Source organism: Paenibacillus sp. O199, assembly GCF_001636635.1.
GTDB classification, from domain to species: domain Bacteria; phylum Bacillota; class Bacilli; order Paenibacillales; family Paenibacillaceae; genus Paenibacillus; species Paenibacillus marchantiae.
Map to the genome: position 1 here is coordinate 135,195 of NZ_LGRP01000009.1, position 16,576 is coordinate 151,770.

The 16,576-nt window shown below is 41.5% G+C and carries 14 protein-coding genes and 1 pseudogene; all 15 read left to right on the plus strand.

The features are described from left to right. Positions 1–3 precede the first annotated feature (3 nt). Complete coding sequence (locus A6049_RS16055) at positions 4–1,986, plus strand: AraC family transcriptional regulator (protein WP_063565628.1); 1,983 nt, start codon at positions 4–6, stop codon at positions 1,984–1,986. Between the two features lie 467 nt (positions 1,987–2,453). Beyond that, a complete protein-coding gene (locus tag A6049_RS16060; protein WP_063565629.1) occupies positions 2,454–4,013 on the plus strand; it encodes a contractile injection system protein, VgrG/Pvc8 family in 1,560 nt (519 codons plus the stop codon). Between the two features lie 20 nt (positions 4,014–4,033). Then, a complete protein-coding gene (locus A6049_RS16065; protein WP_063565630.1) occupies positions 4,034–5,179 on the plus strand; it encodes a pentapeptide repeat-containing protein in 1,146 nt (381 codons plus the stop codon). Next, entirely contained in the window at positions 5,176–5,703 is a 528-nt protein-coding gene (locus tag A6049_RS16070; RefSeq protein WP_063565631.1) for a hypothetical protein, read from the plus strand. The genes A6049_RS16065 and A6049_RS16070 overlap by 4 nt, the downstream gene beginning before the upstream one ends. Next, complete coding sequence (locus tag A6049_RS16075; RefSeq protein WP_063565632.1) at positions 5,704–6,366, plus strand: PAAR-like protein; 663 nt, start codon at positions 5,704–5,706, stop codon at positions 6,364–6,366. Between the two features lie 28 nt (positions 6,367–6,394). Continuing rightward, positions 6,395–9,625, plus strand: a complete 3,231-nt coding sequence (locus A6049_RS16080) for a hypothetical protein (RefSeq protein ID WP_063565633.1) — start codon at positions 6,395–6,397, stop codon at positions 9,623–9,625. A gap of 15 nt (positions 9,626–9,640) precedes the next feature. Beyond that, the gene (locus A6049_RS16085; protein ID WP_063565634.1) at positions 9,641–10,132 is read left to right on the plus strand and encodes a hypothetical protein; all 492 of its coding nucleotides are present in this window, start codon (positions 9,641–9,643) and stop codon (positions 10,130–10,132) included. Between the two features lie 891 nt (positions 10,133–11,023). Further along, the gene (locus A6049_RS16095) at positions 11,024–11,482 is read left to right on the plus strand and encodes a hypothetical protein (RefSeq protein WP_063565761.1); all 459 of its coding nucleotides are present in this window, start codon (positions 11,024–11,026) and stop codon (positions 11,480–11,482) included. Beyond that, positions 11,469–11,693 (plus strand): hypothetical protein, encoded by a 225-nt coding sequence (locus A6049_RS32955; protein ID WP_145921932.1) that lies wholly within the window; start codon positions 11,469–11,471, stop codon positions 11,691–11,693. Before A6049_RS16095 ends, A6049_RS32955 begins: the two co-directional genes overlap by 14 nt. 545 nt (positions 11,694–12,238) lie before the next feature. Then, positions 12,239–12,520: a hypothetical protein gene (locus A6049_RS16105; protein ID WP_063565637.1), complete on the plus strand. Its 282-nt coding sequence runs from the start codon at positions 12,239–12,241 to the stop codon at positions 12,518–12,520. Beyond that, positions 12,507–12,815 carry a hypothetical protein gene (locus A6049_RS16110; protein ID WP_063565638.1) on the plus strand — a complete coding sequence of 103 codons (309 nt, stop codon included), beginning with the start codon at positions 12,507–12,509 and terminating at the stop codon, positions 12,813–12,815. The genes A6049_RS16105 and A6049_RS16110 overlap by 14 nt, the downstream gene beginning before the upstream one ends. A gap of 1,197 nt (positions 12,816–14,012) precedes the next feature. Further along, positions 14,013–14,351 (plus strand): toxin-antitoxin system YwqK family antitoxin, encoded by a 339-nt coding sequence (locus A6049_RS16125; protein WP_063565641.1) that lies wholly within the window; start codon positions 14,013–14,015, stop codon positions 14,349–14,351. A 160-nt stretch (positions 14,352–14,511) separates the two neighbouring features. Beyond that, positions 14,512–15,180, plus strand: coding sequence for a deoxyribonuclease V (gene nfi / locus A6049_RS16130; RefSeq protein ID WP_063565642.1), 669 nt, complete (start codon positions 14,512–14,514; stop codon positions 15,178–15,180). A 165-nt stretch (positions 15,181–15,345) separates the two neighbouring features. Beyond that, the gene (locus A6049_RS16135; protein WP_161490606.1) at positions 15,346–15,747 is read left to right on the plus strand and encodes a DUF4279 domain-containing protein; all 402 of its coding nucleotides are present in this window, start codon (positions 15,346–15,348) and stop codon (positions 15,745–15,747) included. A 437-nt stretch (positions 15,748–16,184) separates the two neighbouring features. Next, a pseudogene (locus tag A6049_RS34115) lies at positions 16,185–16,576 on the plus strand (SPFH domain-containing protein); the annotation flags it as partial.

Genomic DNA, 16,576 nt, shown 5'->3' on the forward strand with positions numbered 1-16,576 from the left:
ATAGTGAACTGGGAAGAGTATATTCAAATGTGGGACAATTCATCGATTCAGCTGGTGGATATTCGCCAAATTGTAATAAGTAGCGGGGGGAAGCAGCAGTACCGTCTCCCAGTCAGTGGTTTTATATATATCGTGCAAGGACAAGGCTCCATTTCATTAGATGAAGATATACATATATTTAAACGGTTTTATCTACTACATGCAGGAAAAGGAAGCAGAATCAGGATCGAGGCCGGGCAAGATGAGGTCACGTACTATTACATTTTATATAGAGGTAGTATGTCACCCAAAGCTAGCAAAGAAATTCAGAACAACTATGACATGAACAACCCTTTTCAGCTACCGTATGCCTACCAGCCTCTTGCTCCGATTAATCTATATCGCCATGTGGTATCAATGTATGAGGAATGGAGCCGAAGACAGGTATTTGAACGTTTTCATGTGAAAATCTTTTTTTACCAGTTCGTATATACACTAGTCCAGCAACTGAAGCTTCAAGGAGTTACTTCAAAGGAAAAGGATATGGTAGAAGAGATCATCCAGTACATTCACGAACATTTTAATGAATCTATTTCTCTTGAGTCCTTGGCTGAACAATGGAATTATAGCATTCAATATTTATCGAAACAGTTTAAACTTCGTACGGGCAGAAGTCCTATCGAATACGTGATTCAGGCGCGGATGGCTAAAGCAAAAGAATTAATGATTCGGACAGATGCCACTGCACAGGAGATTGCTTCAAGTGTAGGTTATAGTGATGTTTTTTATTTCACACGTCTGTTCAAGAAGCAGGTCGGGATGACGCCAGGGCAATATAAAAAGAAAATGAAGGAGAGCTTAGGTGATTCAGATAGTCCATGGGAAGGGTTCGTATCCTCTATGGGCAAACATTCTTCTACTTGTTATGTTATTGATGATAATCATTATCAATACAAAACAGAAGGGGATAGACAGATGTATAGAGGTACAAGATCGAAGATGGTATTAACACTCATGTTATGTTTTACATTGATGCTTGCAGCATGCACGAATGGGAACTCCAGTCAAAATAATAGCCAGGGGTCAGCAGGCGGAAATTCAAATCAGAGTGCAGAGTCTAGTCAAAATATGCCTACCAATGAGGCCAAAGAAGATACGAGCATGCGGAAAGTATCAACGGTCATGGGAGAAGTTAGTGTTCCGGCACATCCCAAACGTGTTGTTGTGGACTGGGATTTAGGGCCCGTCTTGGCTGTAGGGGTAACGCCTGTTGGAGCGTCCAGTACACAAATGAACTTTGCCAAGTTTCTAAAACCTTATTTACCTGACACGGTTCAAGATATTGGTTTGGAGGGAAGTATCTCTTTAGAGAAGGTATTGGATTTGACTCCAGATATCATCATTACTTGGAATACCGCGGCCTATGAAAGTTACTCCAAAATTGCACCGACCATTGTATTTGAGACAAGCAAGTACTCAACGATTCAGGAAGAAATCACAGCCATGGGCGATATCCTGGGTCGACAAGAAGAAGCTAAAAAGTGGAATGAAGATTTTGAAAAACGTACGGAAGCTGCCCGCAATAAAATCAGAAATGTAATTCCTGAAGATGCAACGATCTCCATTGTGGATTATATAACTGTAGACAAATTTTTGATGGTGATTGGCAATGCAGGCGAGCGTGGAGGAAGAGCTACATACGATATTTTGGGACTAAACCCGACGCCTAAAGTAAAAAGTGAAATCATCGACAAAAAAGAAGACCGTATTGAAGTGTCATGGGAGACTGTAAACGATTATGTAGGCGACTATGTCATTGTGCTTAGTGTTGAAGGCAAAGAGCCACCCAAGCTCCCGGGGACGTGGACATCCTTAGATGCGGTCAAAAATCATCATGTGATTGAGATTGAAATGGAAAAATATTTTGCGGCGGATTCATTCTCATCCCTTTTACAAGCAGAAGATATTGCCGACAAGATCACGAAAATGGCTGCCAGTTCTAAATGATTAAAGGCTCCAATTGGATTTAGGCTTTCAATGGCAAACTTGAAACAACGCACACCGATTGAACATCAATGCCTATCATAGCTTAACTATTTTAGTTAGAGGGTACCATCAAAGTCGCCTACATGGCGGCTTTTTTGGCAACCTATTCAAATGTACAATAGTAGAGATTTAGAGATTCTATCCAAATGGATATGGGGGGAAGAAAAAAAGGAATAGAGGATACTATTTAATATGGACTATTAACATAATGATGCTCAAATAAGAATCCAAAGCGTAGGAATAAAGGAGGAGTAGCAAGCGCGCTGCTCTTTTTTATTCGCGTTTAGGAATTTATGGAATATGAGTAAAGTCTTATTTTATATCCTTTTTATTGAATTTAAGGATAATGTATAAACAAACATATGTTAAAAGTCGATAAATAGTAAATTAAGGAATCAGAATAAAAAAAAGTAAGTAGGTGAGAGGTCATGACACTCGCGACAATTAGTTACGAGCAACTCCAGATACAGCCTTTTGAGATTCGAATACATCAAGTTGCGATACATATAAAAGTTCATGAGCACGGGAAGTTAAGATTCACTGGGGTCATTCCAGAGGAAAAAGAAGAGCAATACGTACGTATGGCCGATGAGAGCACTCCCGTTGAATTGTTTTATACCGATGAACATGGACAAAAACAGCGGTTATTTCACGGTGTCATTCTGAAGATCCAGGTCAGAGTGGAAAATCAGGTGTACTGGCTAGAGGCGGAAGCCGTCTCGCATACGCATGCCATGGATATTAAGCGCGAGACACGTTCCTTTCAGAATGCTGCCAGTTTGATTCCAGATGTCATGCAGAAGATTAGCGGGCTCTATCCAGACGGTCAGACATTCAATACGTTTATGGAAAAGAAAAAACTTGGAGCTTATACACTCCAATACCAGGAGACCGACTGGGAGTTTCTGCAGCGATTAGCGTCTCATTATCATACGGTATTGATTCCTGTATCAACGGAAAAACGCATTCGTATCTATCTAGGTATACCCGAGCAACGGGATGCAGGCAAGCTGGAAGCAACGCATTACCGCATGTATAAGGACATGCTGGCCTATCAACAAGAAGCGCAAGGTGCTAGTGGCCTTAGTGAACAGGCTTATATCCGATATGAAGTTAAGGTACATGACCGAGTTTTGCAACTTGGGGATGAGGTACAGTTTAAAGGGCAAAGACTCAAAGTCTTTGAAATTCGGACCGAAATGCAGCAAGGGCTACTTATCCACCATTATGTGCTCGGGCACATGAAATCTGCTTATCAACGTAAGCGATACAACTCACGCCTTGTCGGTGCATCCATTTCAGGACAGATTATGGGCGTCGTGAGAGATGAGGTTAAAGTCCAGTTGGACTGTGATCAGGAATGGAGTCTGGCCACGGCCAATCTGTTCCCTTACTCCACCATGTATGCTTCGGATGATCAGACTGGGTGGTACTGTATGCCTGAGCAAGGGGATAGTATCCGTCTTTACTTTCCTAATGCAAGGGAGGCGGAAGGCATTGCACTGAGCTCTGTTCGCAAGAAAATACCGGAAGAGGCCATCTCATCACCTTCTTCGTCGCCTGCATCGGCCCAAACTACCCAAACTGGAGGTGGTGGAGGAGGGATCACCACTACGGTTGTTCAGCAGGAGCAATTGCAGCCCATTGTGCAATATGACAAGTATTTAAAAGAAGATCTGATGGCCAATCCCAACACCAAATTCCTCCTTACACCGACTGGACAGAAGATTACCTTTGAAGAAGACAAAATCACTATTACTGGAGCCACAGGAGGAGCGACTCTGACGCTGACCAGTGCGGGAACCATTATCCTGAACTGTGAGAACAAGATTACCCTTCAGGCAAGTAAGCAGATTGAAATGGTATCCGAGTCCGTCGTCATGCTAGCTAACCAAATAGATCTGTCAACCAAGGATGGAAACGGCGGCCTAACCATCGACCAAGGCCAGGTTGTCATTAAAGGAATTGAGATCTTAATGAACCAATAAAGACAGTGAGGGGCTAGATCATGCATCAGATGGAGCTGTGGCAGCAGTTCTTGGAACAGGAAGTGCTGCCACTTCGGAATAGCAAGATACAGGAGTTGCACACCTATTATGTTAGGCATCGGCAAGAGATAGTACAGGGAATTGTTCCTCTATTTGACGCCTTCTGTGAACGGGTAAGATTGCAACAAGAACAGGGTGAGCTACAGGCGTGCAGTACGCTGCACGTATCGTTAATGCGGACCAGGCTGAATCAGGGAGATCCGGCTTATATGCTATACGCGAGTGATCGGTACCGTGAGGGGGAGATGCCCGCGAGCGGGTTTCTATACGATGCAAGCTGGATTTATCGTTATATGGAACAGTGGTTCGAGGAATGTGAGAGCAGTCGCAAGAGATATATGAACAGGATTGATCAGGTTGCCCTTCATGCATGGCAAACAGGACAGTTGTATCCTTTTCATGTCTATATGGTACATGCTGTCCGTTATGCAATGGATGACATTCGTAAACTAGATTCATTTCAGAACTTAAACAAGGACATAGAATTTGAAGTTCGTGTTGGTGAATTTCAGGATCATGAGGTGACTGAATCGGTATACCGAATGAATGGGATGCAGCGCAGCTCGATAACTTGTAAGGGCTGGCTGGAGAGCAAGCTGACCAGTGAATACATCTATGAACATATTGCGAGTGTAGATCTTACGCAAGGGGATTATGGGGAAATAGATTTCAATTACGCTCGGTTCGAAGAAGTGAAACTCAGCGGTAGCCACATGGAGGAGACGAGCCTACTGGGAACTCGGTTTATGCGGTGCCAGTGTGATCATGTCAACTTTGGAGAGACGCTTTTGTATGATGCGGACTTTCGAGGGTGTGATCTGAGCAAGGCAAGATTCGATGGTGCTTTGGGTGGCCGCGATACCTTCGTCGATACACATGGTCTGTTCTACGGTATGAACGGTGTTCGGTTTCAAGGAGCGAATCTGAATCATGCAAGCTTTCGATATTGCAAGATCGCGGGTGACTTTACAGGTGCACAGCTGGAGCAGGTAGATTTCACCGGGGCTGATCTGGCAGGAAGCCAGATGCTTGTACAAGATCGATTTCGGGTGCAGTTAACTGCTGAACAGCGCGCTGCTATTGAATGGGTGGAGAAAAATTCATGAGTGAAACAAATTACTACGTGATCGAACATGACAGACAGCTTTCTTCCAACGGAGCCAGCCTTCAATGGCCAGAGCGAATGCTTCAAGGTTATGACTATGCTGCTGAAGAGGAAATCGTTTATGTGAAGAGTGGTCAACCCTTTTCTTCTTCCAGTATCCTTGCGCAATATCCTTTGCTGCTGCTCAGTGATGAGTTATCCAAGTTCATCATGAAACTTGCACCTGAGACTACTTCTAAAAGAGTTGTGGTGATGAACCTGGAACAGTATAACCAGTCATTCTATCACTGGATGGATCTGCCGAAGGCGACGTGTATCGCTCCTGATCAAGCCTTGATCCAGAGCGGGCAGGTTATGAGCATAATGGCTGATCTCAGTGGCCTTGAACAAGAACCTGCATTCCTCGTTCCGTATTATCGGACTCAGCTGGTGATTGTTCGTCTTGAACTGGCAGAACGTCTACTGCGGGCAGGTATATATGGTTTGAAAGTCAGACCGATTCAGATCACAGAAGGAGACATGTAGATGGGAGTTACAGATACAATCTTAACGAAGGATACGCTAAACAAGCTGCTTTCCTCCCCCTGGAGGAGTGAAGATACATATGTAACGGCAGGAGCCTATATGCATTGTACGTTTGGAACCCATGAGGAGGTACTGAACAAGCTGGAGCCCAATGGGGTGTACATAAACGGTAGCCCGATGCTAACGGTCGAGGATTGTGCCACGTCCACTTCTGAGCCAGGGACGATTCACGGTATACCTTATACAAAAATGGGACAGGAAATCGACGGGAACTTCTACTCCTTCGGGTATTGCCGGAGTGAGCTGCATCCGATGAAGTTAGCTGAACGTGTCGCAGGCCCCAAATCGGATCCTTCGTACATTATTGACCCCGATCCAACAGAACCAACATGTGGACAGGCTATCTACCCTTGTGCTCCTGGAATTATGCCCACTGCCTCGGCTTCTGCTCAAAGCACATTGATGTCAAAGCCTTCGTTAAGTGCACTGATCGAGGCATTGGCAGGGGCAAAGCCCCAGTGGACCAATGGAAGCCCCAATGTGTCCATTCAGGGAGTACCGGCCCTGACCAGTAAGTCCTGCCTGTTCTGTACATGTGGAGGACAGATACGCTTGTTAACCAATGGCATGGATCCGGCTCCTCCGGAGTTTGCTGTAAGGTAAGGCTGGCATAACGGAGGAGGGTATCGAAATGGATGTTAACTATCAGGGAGATGGATTTGAACTGCAGTGGCCCTACAAAATCAAGGACCTCCGCAGTTTCCGAATTGAGCGAGCTTTCAATGCACATACACGTTGTGTTTTTACAGCCCGCATGAGCGAAGAGGAGGCAGAGCAATGCCTCCTCCAGAGCTCCTTTAACGACAGCCTCGTTCTGCAGAAGCCAACGGATGTCAGACCGGAGGGGTGGTTTGCCGGAGGAATTACCAAAGTCGATATCCAGATGGAAGATGGGATCCCCCTTTTAGAAGTGGAGGCTCTATCACGTACATATATCATGGATATGAAGCCGCGGAGTCGCTCGTATCAGAACAAGCATCTGACCTATACCGATGCGATTCGGCAGCTGGTTCGGAATTATGCCTCAGGGGATGCCCAGAATATGGCGACAAGTGACCAGGCTTCCATAGGTGCTTTGTTGGTTCAGTATGAAGAAACAGATTGGAAATTTCTGAAGCGACTGGCTTCTAGAGTGGGAACCGTCATTTTACCGGACGTCTCCATGGATGCACCTCGTGTCTACTTTGGTGTCCCGGACTTATCCTGGGGTAAAGAGCTACATGTCCGGCGTTACAAGGCCATGAAAGATCGAGCTGTCTATGAAGAGCTTCGAGCTAATGCTGAAGGCAAGGATGCAGAACAGCTAGTGGAAGCCGATTTTGTTAACTACCGAGTAACCAGTGATCAGTATTGCCAAGTTGGCGATGATGTGTCATTTAAGAAACAAATGTGGGTGGTCTCCGAGTCCGTGATCAGCTACTCAGCAGGTTTATTACAGTATGAATACTTGCTGGTAAAACGCCAGAGTTTGCGCCGAAAATCCCGCCGTAATGATAAACTCCAAGGGATGTCCTTGGAAGGACGCGTGATCAAACGCGCAAACAACATGGTGAAGGTGCATTTAGATATCGATGATGCACATGATCAGCAGGGAAATTGGTGGTTTCCTTATTCGGGAGAGGGCAACAATATCTTTCACTGTCTGCCGGATGAGGGGGCTCGTATTAAGGTCTATTTCCCCAGTGGCACAGAGAAAAAGGCGATGGCTATTAATTCGGTTCGTGGCGGCGGCGAGGAAATGAAGAGCCGGACGGTGTTCCAGAAACCTTCCACAAAAGTATTCGAGATGCCTGGTGAGGCCAAAATGCAGCTGGGAGATGACGGTGTTTTATTTGAGAAAGGCACCGTTAGCCTGCATCTGGATGGAGGAAATATCACGCTGAATGCCAGCGAGGATCTTCTCGTTGTAGCAGGAAATCAGATTGAAGCCGGCAGTGGGGGCGAAGAGGGAGTTCTCGAATCTCTTCGAATCCGTGCTGAGCAGGAAATTGTACTCCAGACAAATACAGACCAGTATGTTATCCTGAACGGTAACCGTATGGGGATCCAAAGTGCCAAGGTTGACTTCCAGAAGATCGAAGTGGACTTTGTGGATCTTCTAACCGAAGAAGAGCTGGAAGAGCTGTATGTAGATAAGCTCGCTCAAGGAGAAATTGCGAAACAAGAGATCGATCTATCGCTCCAACTCAAGGCTGCAGTTCAGCTAACGGATGGACAGCGAGCGGATATTCGTAATCAAGTAACCGAGACGGCTAAGAGTGATCCGGGAATGAAGGATCAAGCCAAGAACTGGCTGAGCACCATGTCTTCCGGTGAACAAAAAACAATCTATCAACAAAAGTATATCAATCAGCCCGCTGCTGAGCCGGAAAAGAAAAGCAAAGCAGAAAAACAGGCCGAACTGGCGAACCAACAGAAGGTTTACGACCAGATGGACCAGGATCGAACGGCGATGTACGATTGGAAGCAGCAAGCCAAACAGGTGATGGAACAAGGGCAGCAAGCAGGCAAGTCATCTGAGGAAATCCATGCAATGATGCCAGCTCCTCCAGTGCTGAGCGGTCAAGGATCCTCCCAACCGGCTGGATCGAGCGGAAAGCCAGGGATGATCCAGCAGTTCGTGGAAGCTACCGGAATCGGGGGCGTATTGGAAAAGATCAGTCCTTGGCTGGAACAGATGGAACTTGCCTATGGCATACCGCAAAAGCCCGACTACTTGAGCAAGCAAACCCAAAAAACGGTATACTTATCCCGATATACGTTCGAAGAGCTTATTATTGGTCCCCAAGTATTGATTGCAGAATTCAACATCATATTCGGGGTAGTTGCAATTATAGCGGCGATACCAACAGGTGGAGGATCTCTGTACATGCTGGCTGTAGCGGATGCTGCGCTGGGCGTCTCCATGATCGTGGTTAACGCGGAGAAGTTGAATGATCTGAAGAACGGCAACGCCAATACGAATCCAACGTTTCTTGGAATGGATCAGGAATTGCTGGATAAGTTGGGCATTACGTTGATGGTTGTAAACCTGGCTATGCTTGCCAAGCATGGGTTAAATAAGGCAGCGGACAAGCTGGTTAACAGTAAGAACAGTTCGGCGCTGGGTGATACGTGGGCAGCCTGGAAGCAGCAGGTTCAACATGATCCGGCGGCAGCTAGCGGTAAGACTGGATCGAAGACTGCTAAATCCAAGCCTTCAAGAGGGGCGTTGGGCGGTCCTGGTAAGAACCGGCCTTTCGATGAGTTTGATGACTCGCATCTATATGATGAGGCTAGTAAGGGACGGACAAGCACAATTACTGAGAGGACGGGTAAACATGATTTTATAACAGATCCAGTTGAAATGAAAAAGCACATCATCGTACCAGAAGATGGATTTCAAGCATTCCTCGAGAGGAAATATATCGATATAAGAAAATCAGGTATTGGAGATATTTCCACAGTAGCCAAAAATACAGGATTGACAGAAGAACAGGTCTTGAAGACAAAGAAGCATTTGTTCTTAGACACAAAACAAATATCTGTTGGTGGTAAACCGTACGAAGAGTTATATTTTCAAGCGGATGCAGATATTGCATATGCATGGCAGAAGGCTCAAAAGGGCGAATTGACAGAAGAGGAAAAAGAATGGTTTAGGGAGCTAGCAAATCATGAGATTAAAGAAAAGGAATTTATGGATGGTGGGATGCCTTTAAGAGATCCGTCTACTTGGAACCACGAGGACGAGATATATGATATCGACATTAAAAAAAATGCACATGACAGAGCTAACATAACAGATCCCAATCCACCTTCATTTCCAGGATACGATCAATCAAAAGAATTTAACAAACATTTTGATAAACACGTAGATTATTAACTAAGAGGTGAAAAAATGTATCTAGATGAGGCTATAGTAAAAATCAATAATGTGAAATGGGATGTAGTAGGTACAAGCGTATCAAAAGAGGATGTTAAGTTAGCTCGAGAATTTTTAAGGAGATTGGCTCAATTTTTCAAGGAGCAAGCGATTAAACCGAGGCCACCTTTGTTTTCAAATATAGCTCAATTGCTTGGTGACAATGAGGAAGAAATAGTGATCTCAGACTATTGTAACGAAGAAGCTTCAAAGTTTTTAGGTAGAAGCATATATACAGGAAAAATATTTGAATATTATATCCAATTGGCTAATTATGCTGATAAGGATCCAAAATATGCTAAATATATAAATGTATATGAACCCCTAATTAAAATTATTGAAAGAGGAGGTTTATTTGATCTCCGACATCAGTCACTGGATATACAAAATGTTGGACATATGCCATTAAGCGGATGGTTTGAAAAATTTGTAACAAAGGAACCGTTAGACATAGATAATCTGGTTTAAATATTTAAAGAGTCGAGTCTATCAATAACTCTTGCAAACATACGCCGCACTGCGAGCTAACCGCCTGATATTGATCGGCGGTTGTTTAAAAAACTTTACCCATTGCCGAACGAACCCACCAAGCAACTAATAATCACTTAACCCGTGACATATCCGTAGATAGATTTCTTCATTTTGTTTTTGTTTGTACGCTCATTAACACTTGAATTTTTACCCTAAATAACGTTACAGCGTTGTATTAAACATGTTGATTATGGTCAGATACCACCATGATCGATGTGTTTTTTACGTCTAACGCCACCATCCATGCACACCATCCATCATCCACTAAGTTGGACGGAGATAACAGAGCCAAGCAAATTCAAAAATTTTGTGATACTAATTAAATTGAACTTGGTCGATTAGTGTTACGGGATACAGTAGCGTACTGTAAATTCAGTGGGGTTTATCGTTACTGGTAAACATGTTACTTAATTAGGATGTGACAAATTCAAGATTCAAAAAACGCCCTATGCTTCTGTATGTCTGGTGTGACTCCTGCCTATAGAATGTCTAACCTATAAAGAAAGAAAACTTGAAGGGAGAAATCAGCCATGAACCATCCAGGTAAGGAGTGCGTTCAGAAGCTAGGGATAACACATCGAGCGTTTGTTGTTCTGTAAGACATCTCAATGGGAATTGCTTGTATGGCTTCACCCATTCCATCCCCCGCGCCATCCTGAACGTCAGGACGTAATATGGCTGCGATGAATAGACGTTTTGGTTCAGATCCTCCTGGTGCACATGATGTAGCTTCTGATCAACCTTCATTTGAACTCCCTGGAGCATATGACTACTATTCGAAAAAAGTTCTTGGGTAATAAAAATAGAGAAGGTGGAGCGAAATAATTGATGGATAATTTTTATCAGGCAATTAAGCGTATTTCTGCAATAGATTGGAGTTGTATTGGAAACAAGCAAGCAAGATCATATGTTCATATGAGTAAAGAATACTTAAGAAGAGCATCAATATTCTTCCAGTATTATCCTGGGCCTTGTAGGTATCCTTTTGTTATCATTTCAATTTCGATAACTAAGTCACAAGTGAGTGTTGATGAATTACAAATACTAAAAGAGATTGACAATAGTTATGTTAGAGAAATTGCTACCAGTTATTTAGAGTTAAACGTACTCATTGATGAAGGAAATCAAATTGCTATTGAAAATAAAGATTTGTTTGTGGCAGCAATAAAGCTATATGAAAGAGGTTGCCATTTCTTTATAAGGGCAGGTCTGATATGCGTGATCCAAAATGAAAACAGATTTCAAACACACCATAAAGAAAGAAGTGAGAACTTTGGAAAGGTTTGAAAAAGCAGTACAAAGAATTATAAATATTGATTGGAACGTCAGGAGGCAAGACCTTCCTTCACATGCATTACTTGTAACTGAATTTATTAATAGGGGTAACATCTTTAGGGATGTTTATTGCCCTGATAATAAAATACGTAAACCCATATATAGTGCAGCTCAGATTATTGGTGTTAAAGAAGAAATACTGCTTCATATTCAAGAAAATTGAGGAATTGGAATTATTGAAACAAGGTTGGACAGTAGAGTTCTTGTGCAAATATTTTTTAGAGTGGGAGTGGATAATTAGCGTTGGAGAAAAGATTGATGCACGTTTCGAAGCTCTATATGAACCTATAATATTGTTGTTGGAGAGGGGGGAGAGTTAGTTATCACCATAATGAGCTTGTTTGTGGAAAATATGGATGGCCTCAAAATGTTTATTCTTTTCCAAGAACAGAATTTAGTGAATTTAACATGGAGAGACTAGATGAAATAGATAGAGTAGTATGATTTATATATTTTTGTTTCTATAGCTGAATTATATTTTTTATTTCAGAAAAACTATAAACCATTTTGTGTTAGCAGTATACATGTTAAATAAAGTATTAACGCCACGATGCGAGCTATCCGCCCATATTGTGGTTTTCTTTTGCCCTTGTCTCAACTCCCACCCAGTGCCGAATGAGTCGGCGGCTAATTTCAAGTAGACTTAACCCTGTAATACCCATATCCGTTATTTCGTTTGTACGCAAATCAAATGCTTCAACGAATGGTATGCTCAGTTTTAATGATATTGAAACTGCCGTAGCATATAATGCAGCTGAAATTCGTGCAACACTTCCTAATGGCCTTACATTCAGTATGAAAAGGGGAGTAACTGGCTGGAATGTACCGTATTATGATGTAGAAAAAATATTTAAAGAAACTATGAATTTATTTAGAAACGATCCTAAGATAATGCAACTTTGGAAAGAAGGCCATAGTGCCAAAGTAAATGATATGTTAATGGAAACAATAGCTGATAAAATTGGAGGTATTTATAATGTCTACAAGTAATGGCGAATTTTTCGGCTTAAAGACAGATCTATATAGGCAATCCATACCTGGCGTTATCGATAATTCGGCGATTAGTCCAGATTGGTTTACTTTTATAGATCATGAATGGAATGCCTTACAAAAAGAATTCTATGAAAAATCTTTTAATAACTTGGTAGTTGATTTAGTTTCAATATTTAGAAAAGGGAATCCAAATTATATCAATCTGGGCAGCTTATTCGGTTCTAAAAATATGAAAGAAGATAACAACAAAAAACATAACCTACAGTATAAATCAGGTGGAGCGAAAAGATAATGATATCACTAAGGTCACAATGTTTCTTGATACCGAAAGTTACAGGATTACAGAGCTTTATTTAATTATTAATTTTTCGGTCTCTTTTACTGAACTTAAGTACAAGTTAGAAGAGAACTATTCTGATTTATTAGTTAGAATTAGTGATGAATTTGTCATAATGGATAAGGATTTTAAAATAATGATAAAGAAGTCTGTATAAGTTAAAACCGAAGTAAAAATCCCCTTTAATGTAACGTATTATAAAACCACCCTTCCCTAAATGGCATCTAAGTGATTACGCCTGATAAATAGTTAAGTTATGGTCGCCCTAAATAACGTTATAGCATTAAATTAACAGGTCGAGTATGGTCAGAGACCACTACGATTAACCTGTTTTTTTGTTATACCCAAACCCGGTGAGAAGGTGAAACTAGTTGTATCCTGACTTTACTACCATCCTACTGTTAAACCAGTAAAAATGGGAGTTACCCGCAAGAAAAATTAAAAAAAGAAAATCTAGAGGCCGTTAGGTTTCTGTTCCGCCTGTGCCAACAAGCGATATACATCCTAATCGTTAAAAGTGGGTAGCGGTAAAAAGTTCGGCCATGCAGATGGGTCAGATAGAGCCACGGGCAGTGCCATGAAGGATGGCAAGCTCAAGACAATTCGGCAATAATGCCTTCATCTCTAGTGGAATTGGGAGAACGAATCAACCAGGTCTTGGGCAACACGAGCGCAGGCGCAATATCCAGTGTTCCATGGCGAGTGCAGCGGATGAAGTTAGTAGACGGATGTACCGTACCGATAATTGTGAAGACTGACAGTCATATGTTCTCCGATACAGGTGGAAATCATGGAAAATACAGTGGCACTGGGAGTTCAAAGGGATCGCCGCACACTTCTCATGTGGATTCGAAAGAGATCAGTATTTCGTCGAAAGGAACAGCTTCTAAAGATTCTTCTATGTCTTCAAGTGTTAAACCGACTAAGCCGAAAAATCCACCTAAACCTAAAGATGCTCCGTCTTCGAAAGATGGAATTAAGGCCAGGGATGAAAAAACTTAGAGGACGGGTAATATTATAATTAAACTTGAGTAAAGAGGTAACCCGATCGATCATCCAATAGAAGTACGACAAGACCGAAAAAATGTCTGCACTGTAATAATATTCTTTCTGACTTATAGTATTTTATTCAGTAGAGGGGAGAGCACAACAATGGAGGAAATAAATATACTCTCGAAGGAAGAAGTTCTTTTAAACGGTTTAGAATTTACAGGAGATGTTTGTTTTGATGGAGAGTACGGGGACCAAGTTTTTGATAGGTCTATTGAAGATGGAGGAAATCCAGTAACAGGACTTGTTTACGAAAAGTATAGCAATGGGAATTTGGCTCACTATTGTTACTATGTGGATGGAGTTCCTGATGGTGATTATGTCACGTATTACGAAGATGGTAAAATAGAAGGATTTAAACGCATGCGTAAGGGAGCAATTGCTGGAAAGTCTATTTCTTGGTTCAAGAATGGTGAGATTAGATCAACATCAGTTTCTTGATGGTTTTAAAGTTACTTTCAAAAATGGAAAATAGGAACTGTGAGTAAATTCTCGCCAACTTCACTACATACTACATACTTGTGGTTACTCATCTAAGGGAATCAATGATTACTTGAACAAATAAATCAATTACAGGATATCAAATTGAAAGGTGATTATAATGGAGCAAATATTAAATCATCCATGGGAAATAAGCGAGAAAGAGGCCATTGTCCTTCAATATAGTTTAGCTGAAAAAGTCATTAAACAAGATGAATTTACAGAGGTGAATTATGTTGCTGGAGTTGATGTAGCATATAGTAAACGAAGTGATAGTTTAATTGCAGCAGTAGTTATTTTGGATGTTAATTCGCTAAAACCAGTAGAATCAGTAGTAATTGAAGATAAAGTTAGATTTCCATATGCCCCTGGATTATTCTCATTCAGAGAGTTACCTCCAATTGTTAAGGCGTTTAAGCGAATAAAAATTAAGCCAGATCTAATTGTTTGTGATGGACAGGGCATCGCTCATCCAAGAAGGTTTGGCTTGGCTTGCCACTTAGGAGTACTTTTAGATACACCAACGATCGGGTGTGGGAAAACTAGATTGATAGGAACATTTGTGGAGCCCGAATCCCAACGCGGTAGTTATTCACCTTTAATCGATAACAGTGAAGTAATTGGCAAGGTACTGAGAACTCAAAACAATGTTAATCCTATTTTCGTGTCAATTGGTCACCGTATCTCTTTAGAAACTTCATGTAATTGGATACTGGCACTTTCACCTAAGTATCGGTTGCCTGAAACCACTAGACAAGCTGACCATCTTGTTAAAACTACTCTAACTTAGGATTATTACTGTACACAGAATGCTAACTGGGTGAATATTCAAAACGGAAAGGTCATCACCAAGTCAGAAGGGGTCAAGAGGCAAATTTAGTCCGCTGGATGTCACAAGGGATATACTTCCAGTGGTTTCTGATAAATCAATATGAACAAGTTAGGAGGATCGTATATGGAGAAAACGAATATAATGGCTGAATTTATCATTACCGGAGATTATTTCGAACCGAAGTTAGTCACAGAACAGATTGGAATAGAGCCATCAGGAACCTATATAAAAGGAGAAAAGATTGATGATAGAGATTTGTACAGAAAAGAAACCTGTTGGTTTTTGGAAACGGACTATCTGGAATCTTTTGATGTCAATCAGCAATTGAACTACTTACTGAATCTTTTGGAGCCGCATATTGAAAAGTTGAAAACCTTGAGAATGAAGCATAGTTTGAATTTTCTGTTTAGCTTCTCGATCAGGGTCATGAATAATGAAAGCCCTGCGATTTCTATCGAGCAAAAGGCAATCAGTATAGCCTATGACTTGAGTGCAGAGTTTGATTTTGATTTGTATATCCTATAGCAATAGAAATAAGTTTTTTATGAAAATAAAAACGTATAAAGATTGTCATATTATATCATTTGCATACACCCACAGAGAAGAGCAATAGGTACAACTTATTTCTGAACCATAATATCCAGATGAAATGATGATCACTTTCTTGATAGGGATAACCGGGTACTGGACGTCACTCACTCACCATTTTCTTCTCTACTTTACCTAATGGTAGTTCAAGCACTGAATATCATTGAAACCGAATACGAATTTACAAAGTATATATAAAGGAGGATATAATTAGTTGCTATTTATAAATTTGTACTCGGTTACATCCATAGAGGGGAGGACGAATATGCCATTTATTGGGGGGATAATTTTAATCTTTATCCTAGCATTTATTCTATGGTCATTAATGTTCCCGCTATTCAATAAAATAGGTAGTAGAGTGTTGAAGAAATACAATAAATTCAAACAAGAGGAGAATGGTGATGGAAAATTCAAAGACGTTTAAAGTAGGGGCGATTGCGGTTGCAGTAGTTATTATTGTGGGAGTGTTACTGGTGACCTTTTTTTTAACACGAATTCCTAATGGATATGTTGGGGTCGTTTATTCACCAAATGGAGGCGTAAAAGACAGTACATTGAGTCAAGGGTGGAAACTAGTTGGAGCGTTTGATAAAGTAACGAAATATCCGATCCGAATTCAAACGGTTGAATACAGAGATATTCAGATTGCTACTTCTGACGGGAAAAACATCACAATTGATTTTGCATACAACTACCAAGTAGAACCAAGTAAAGTATCTTCTATATTCAATACATTTGGGCCAATTAGCATTCAAGAAATTGAGGA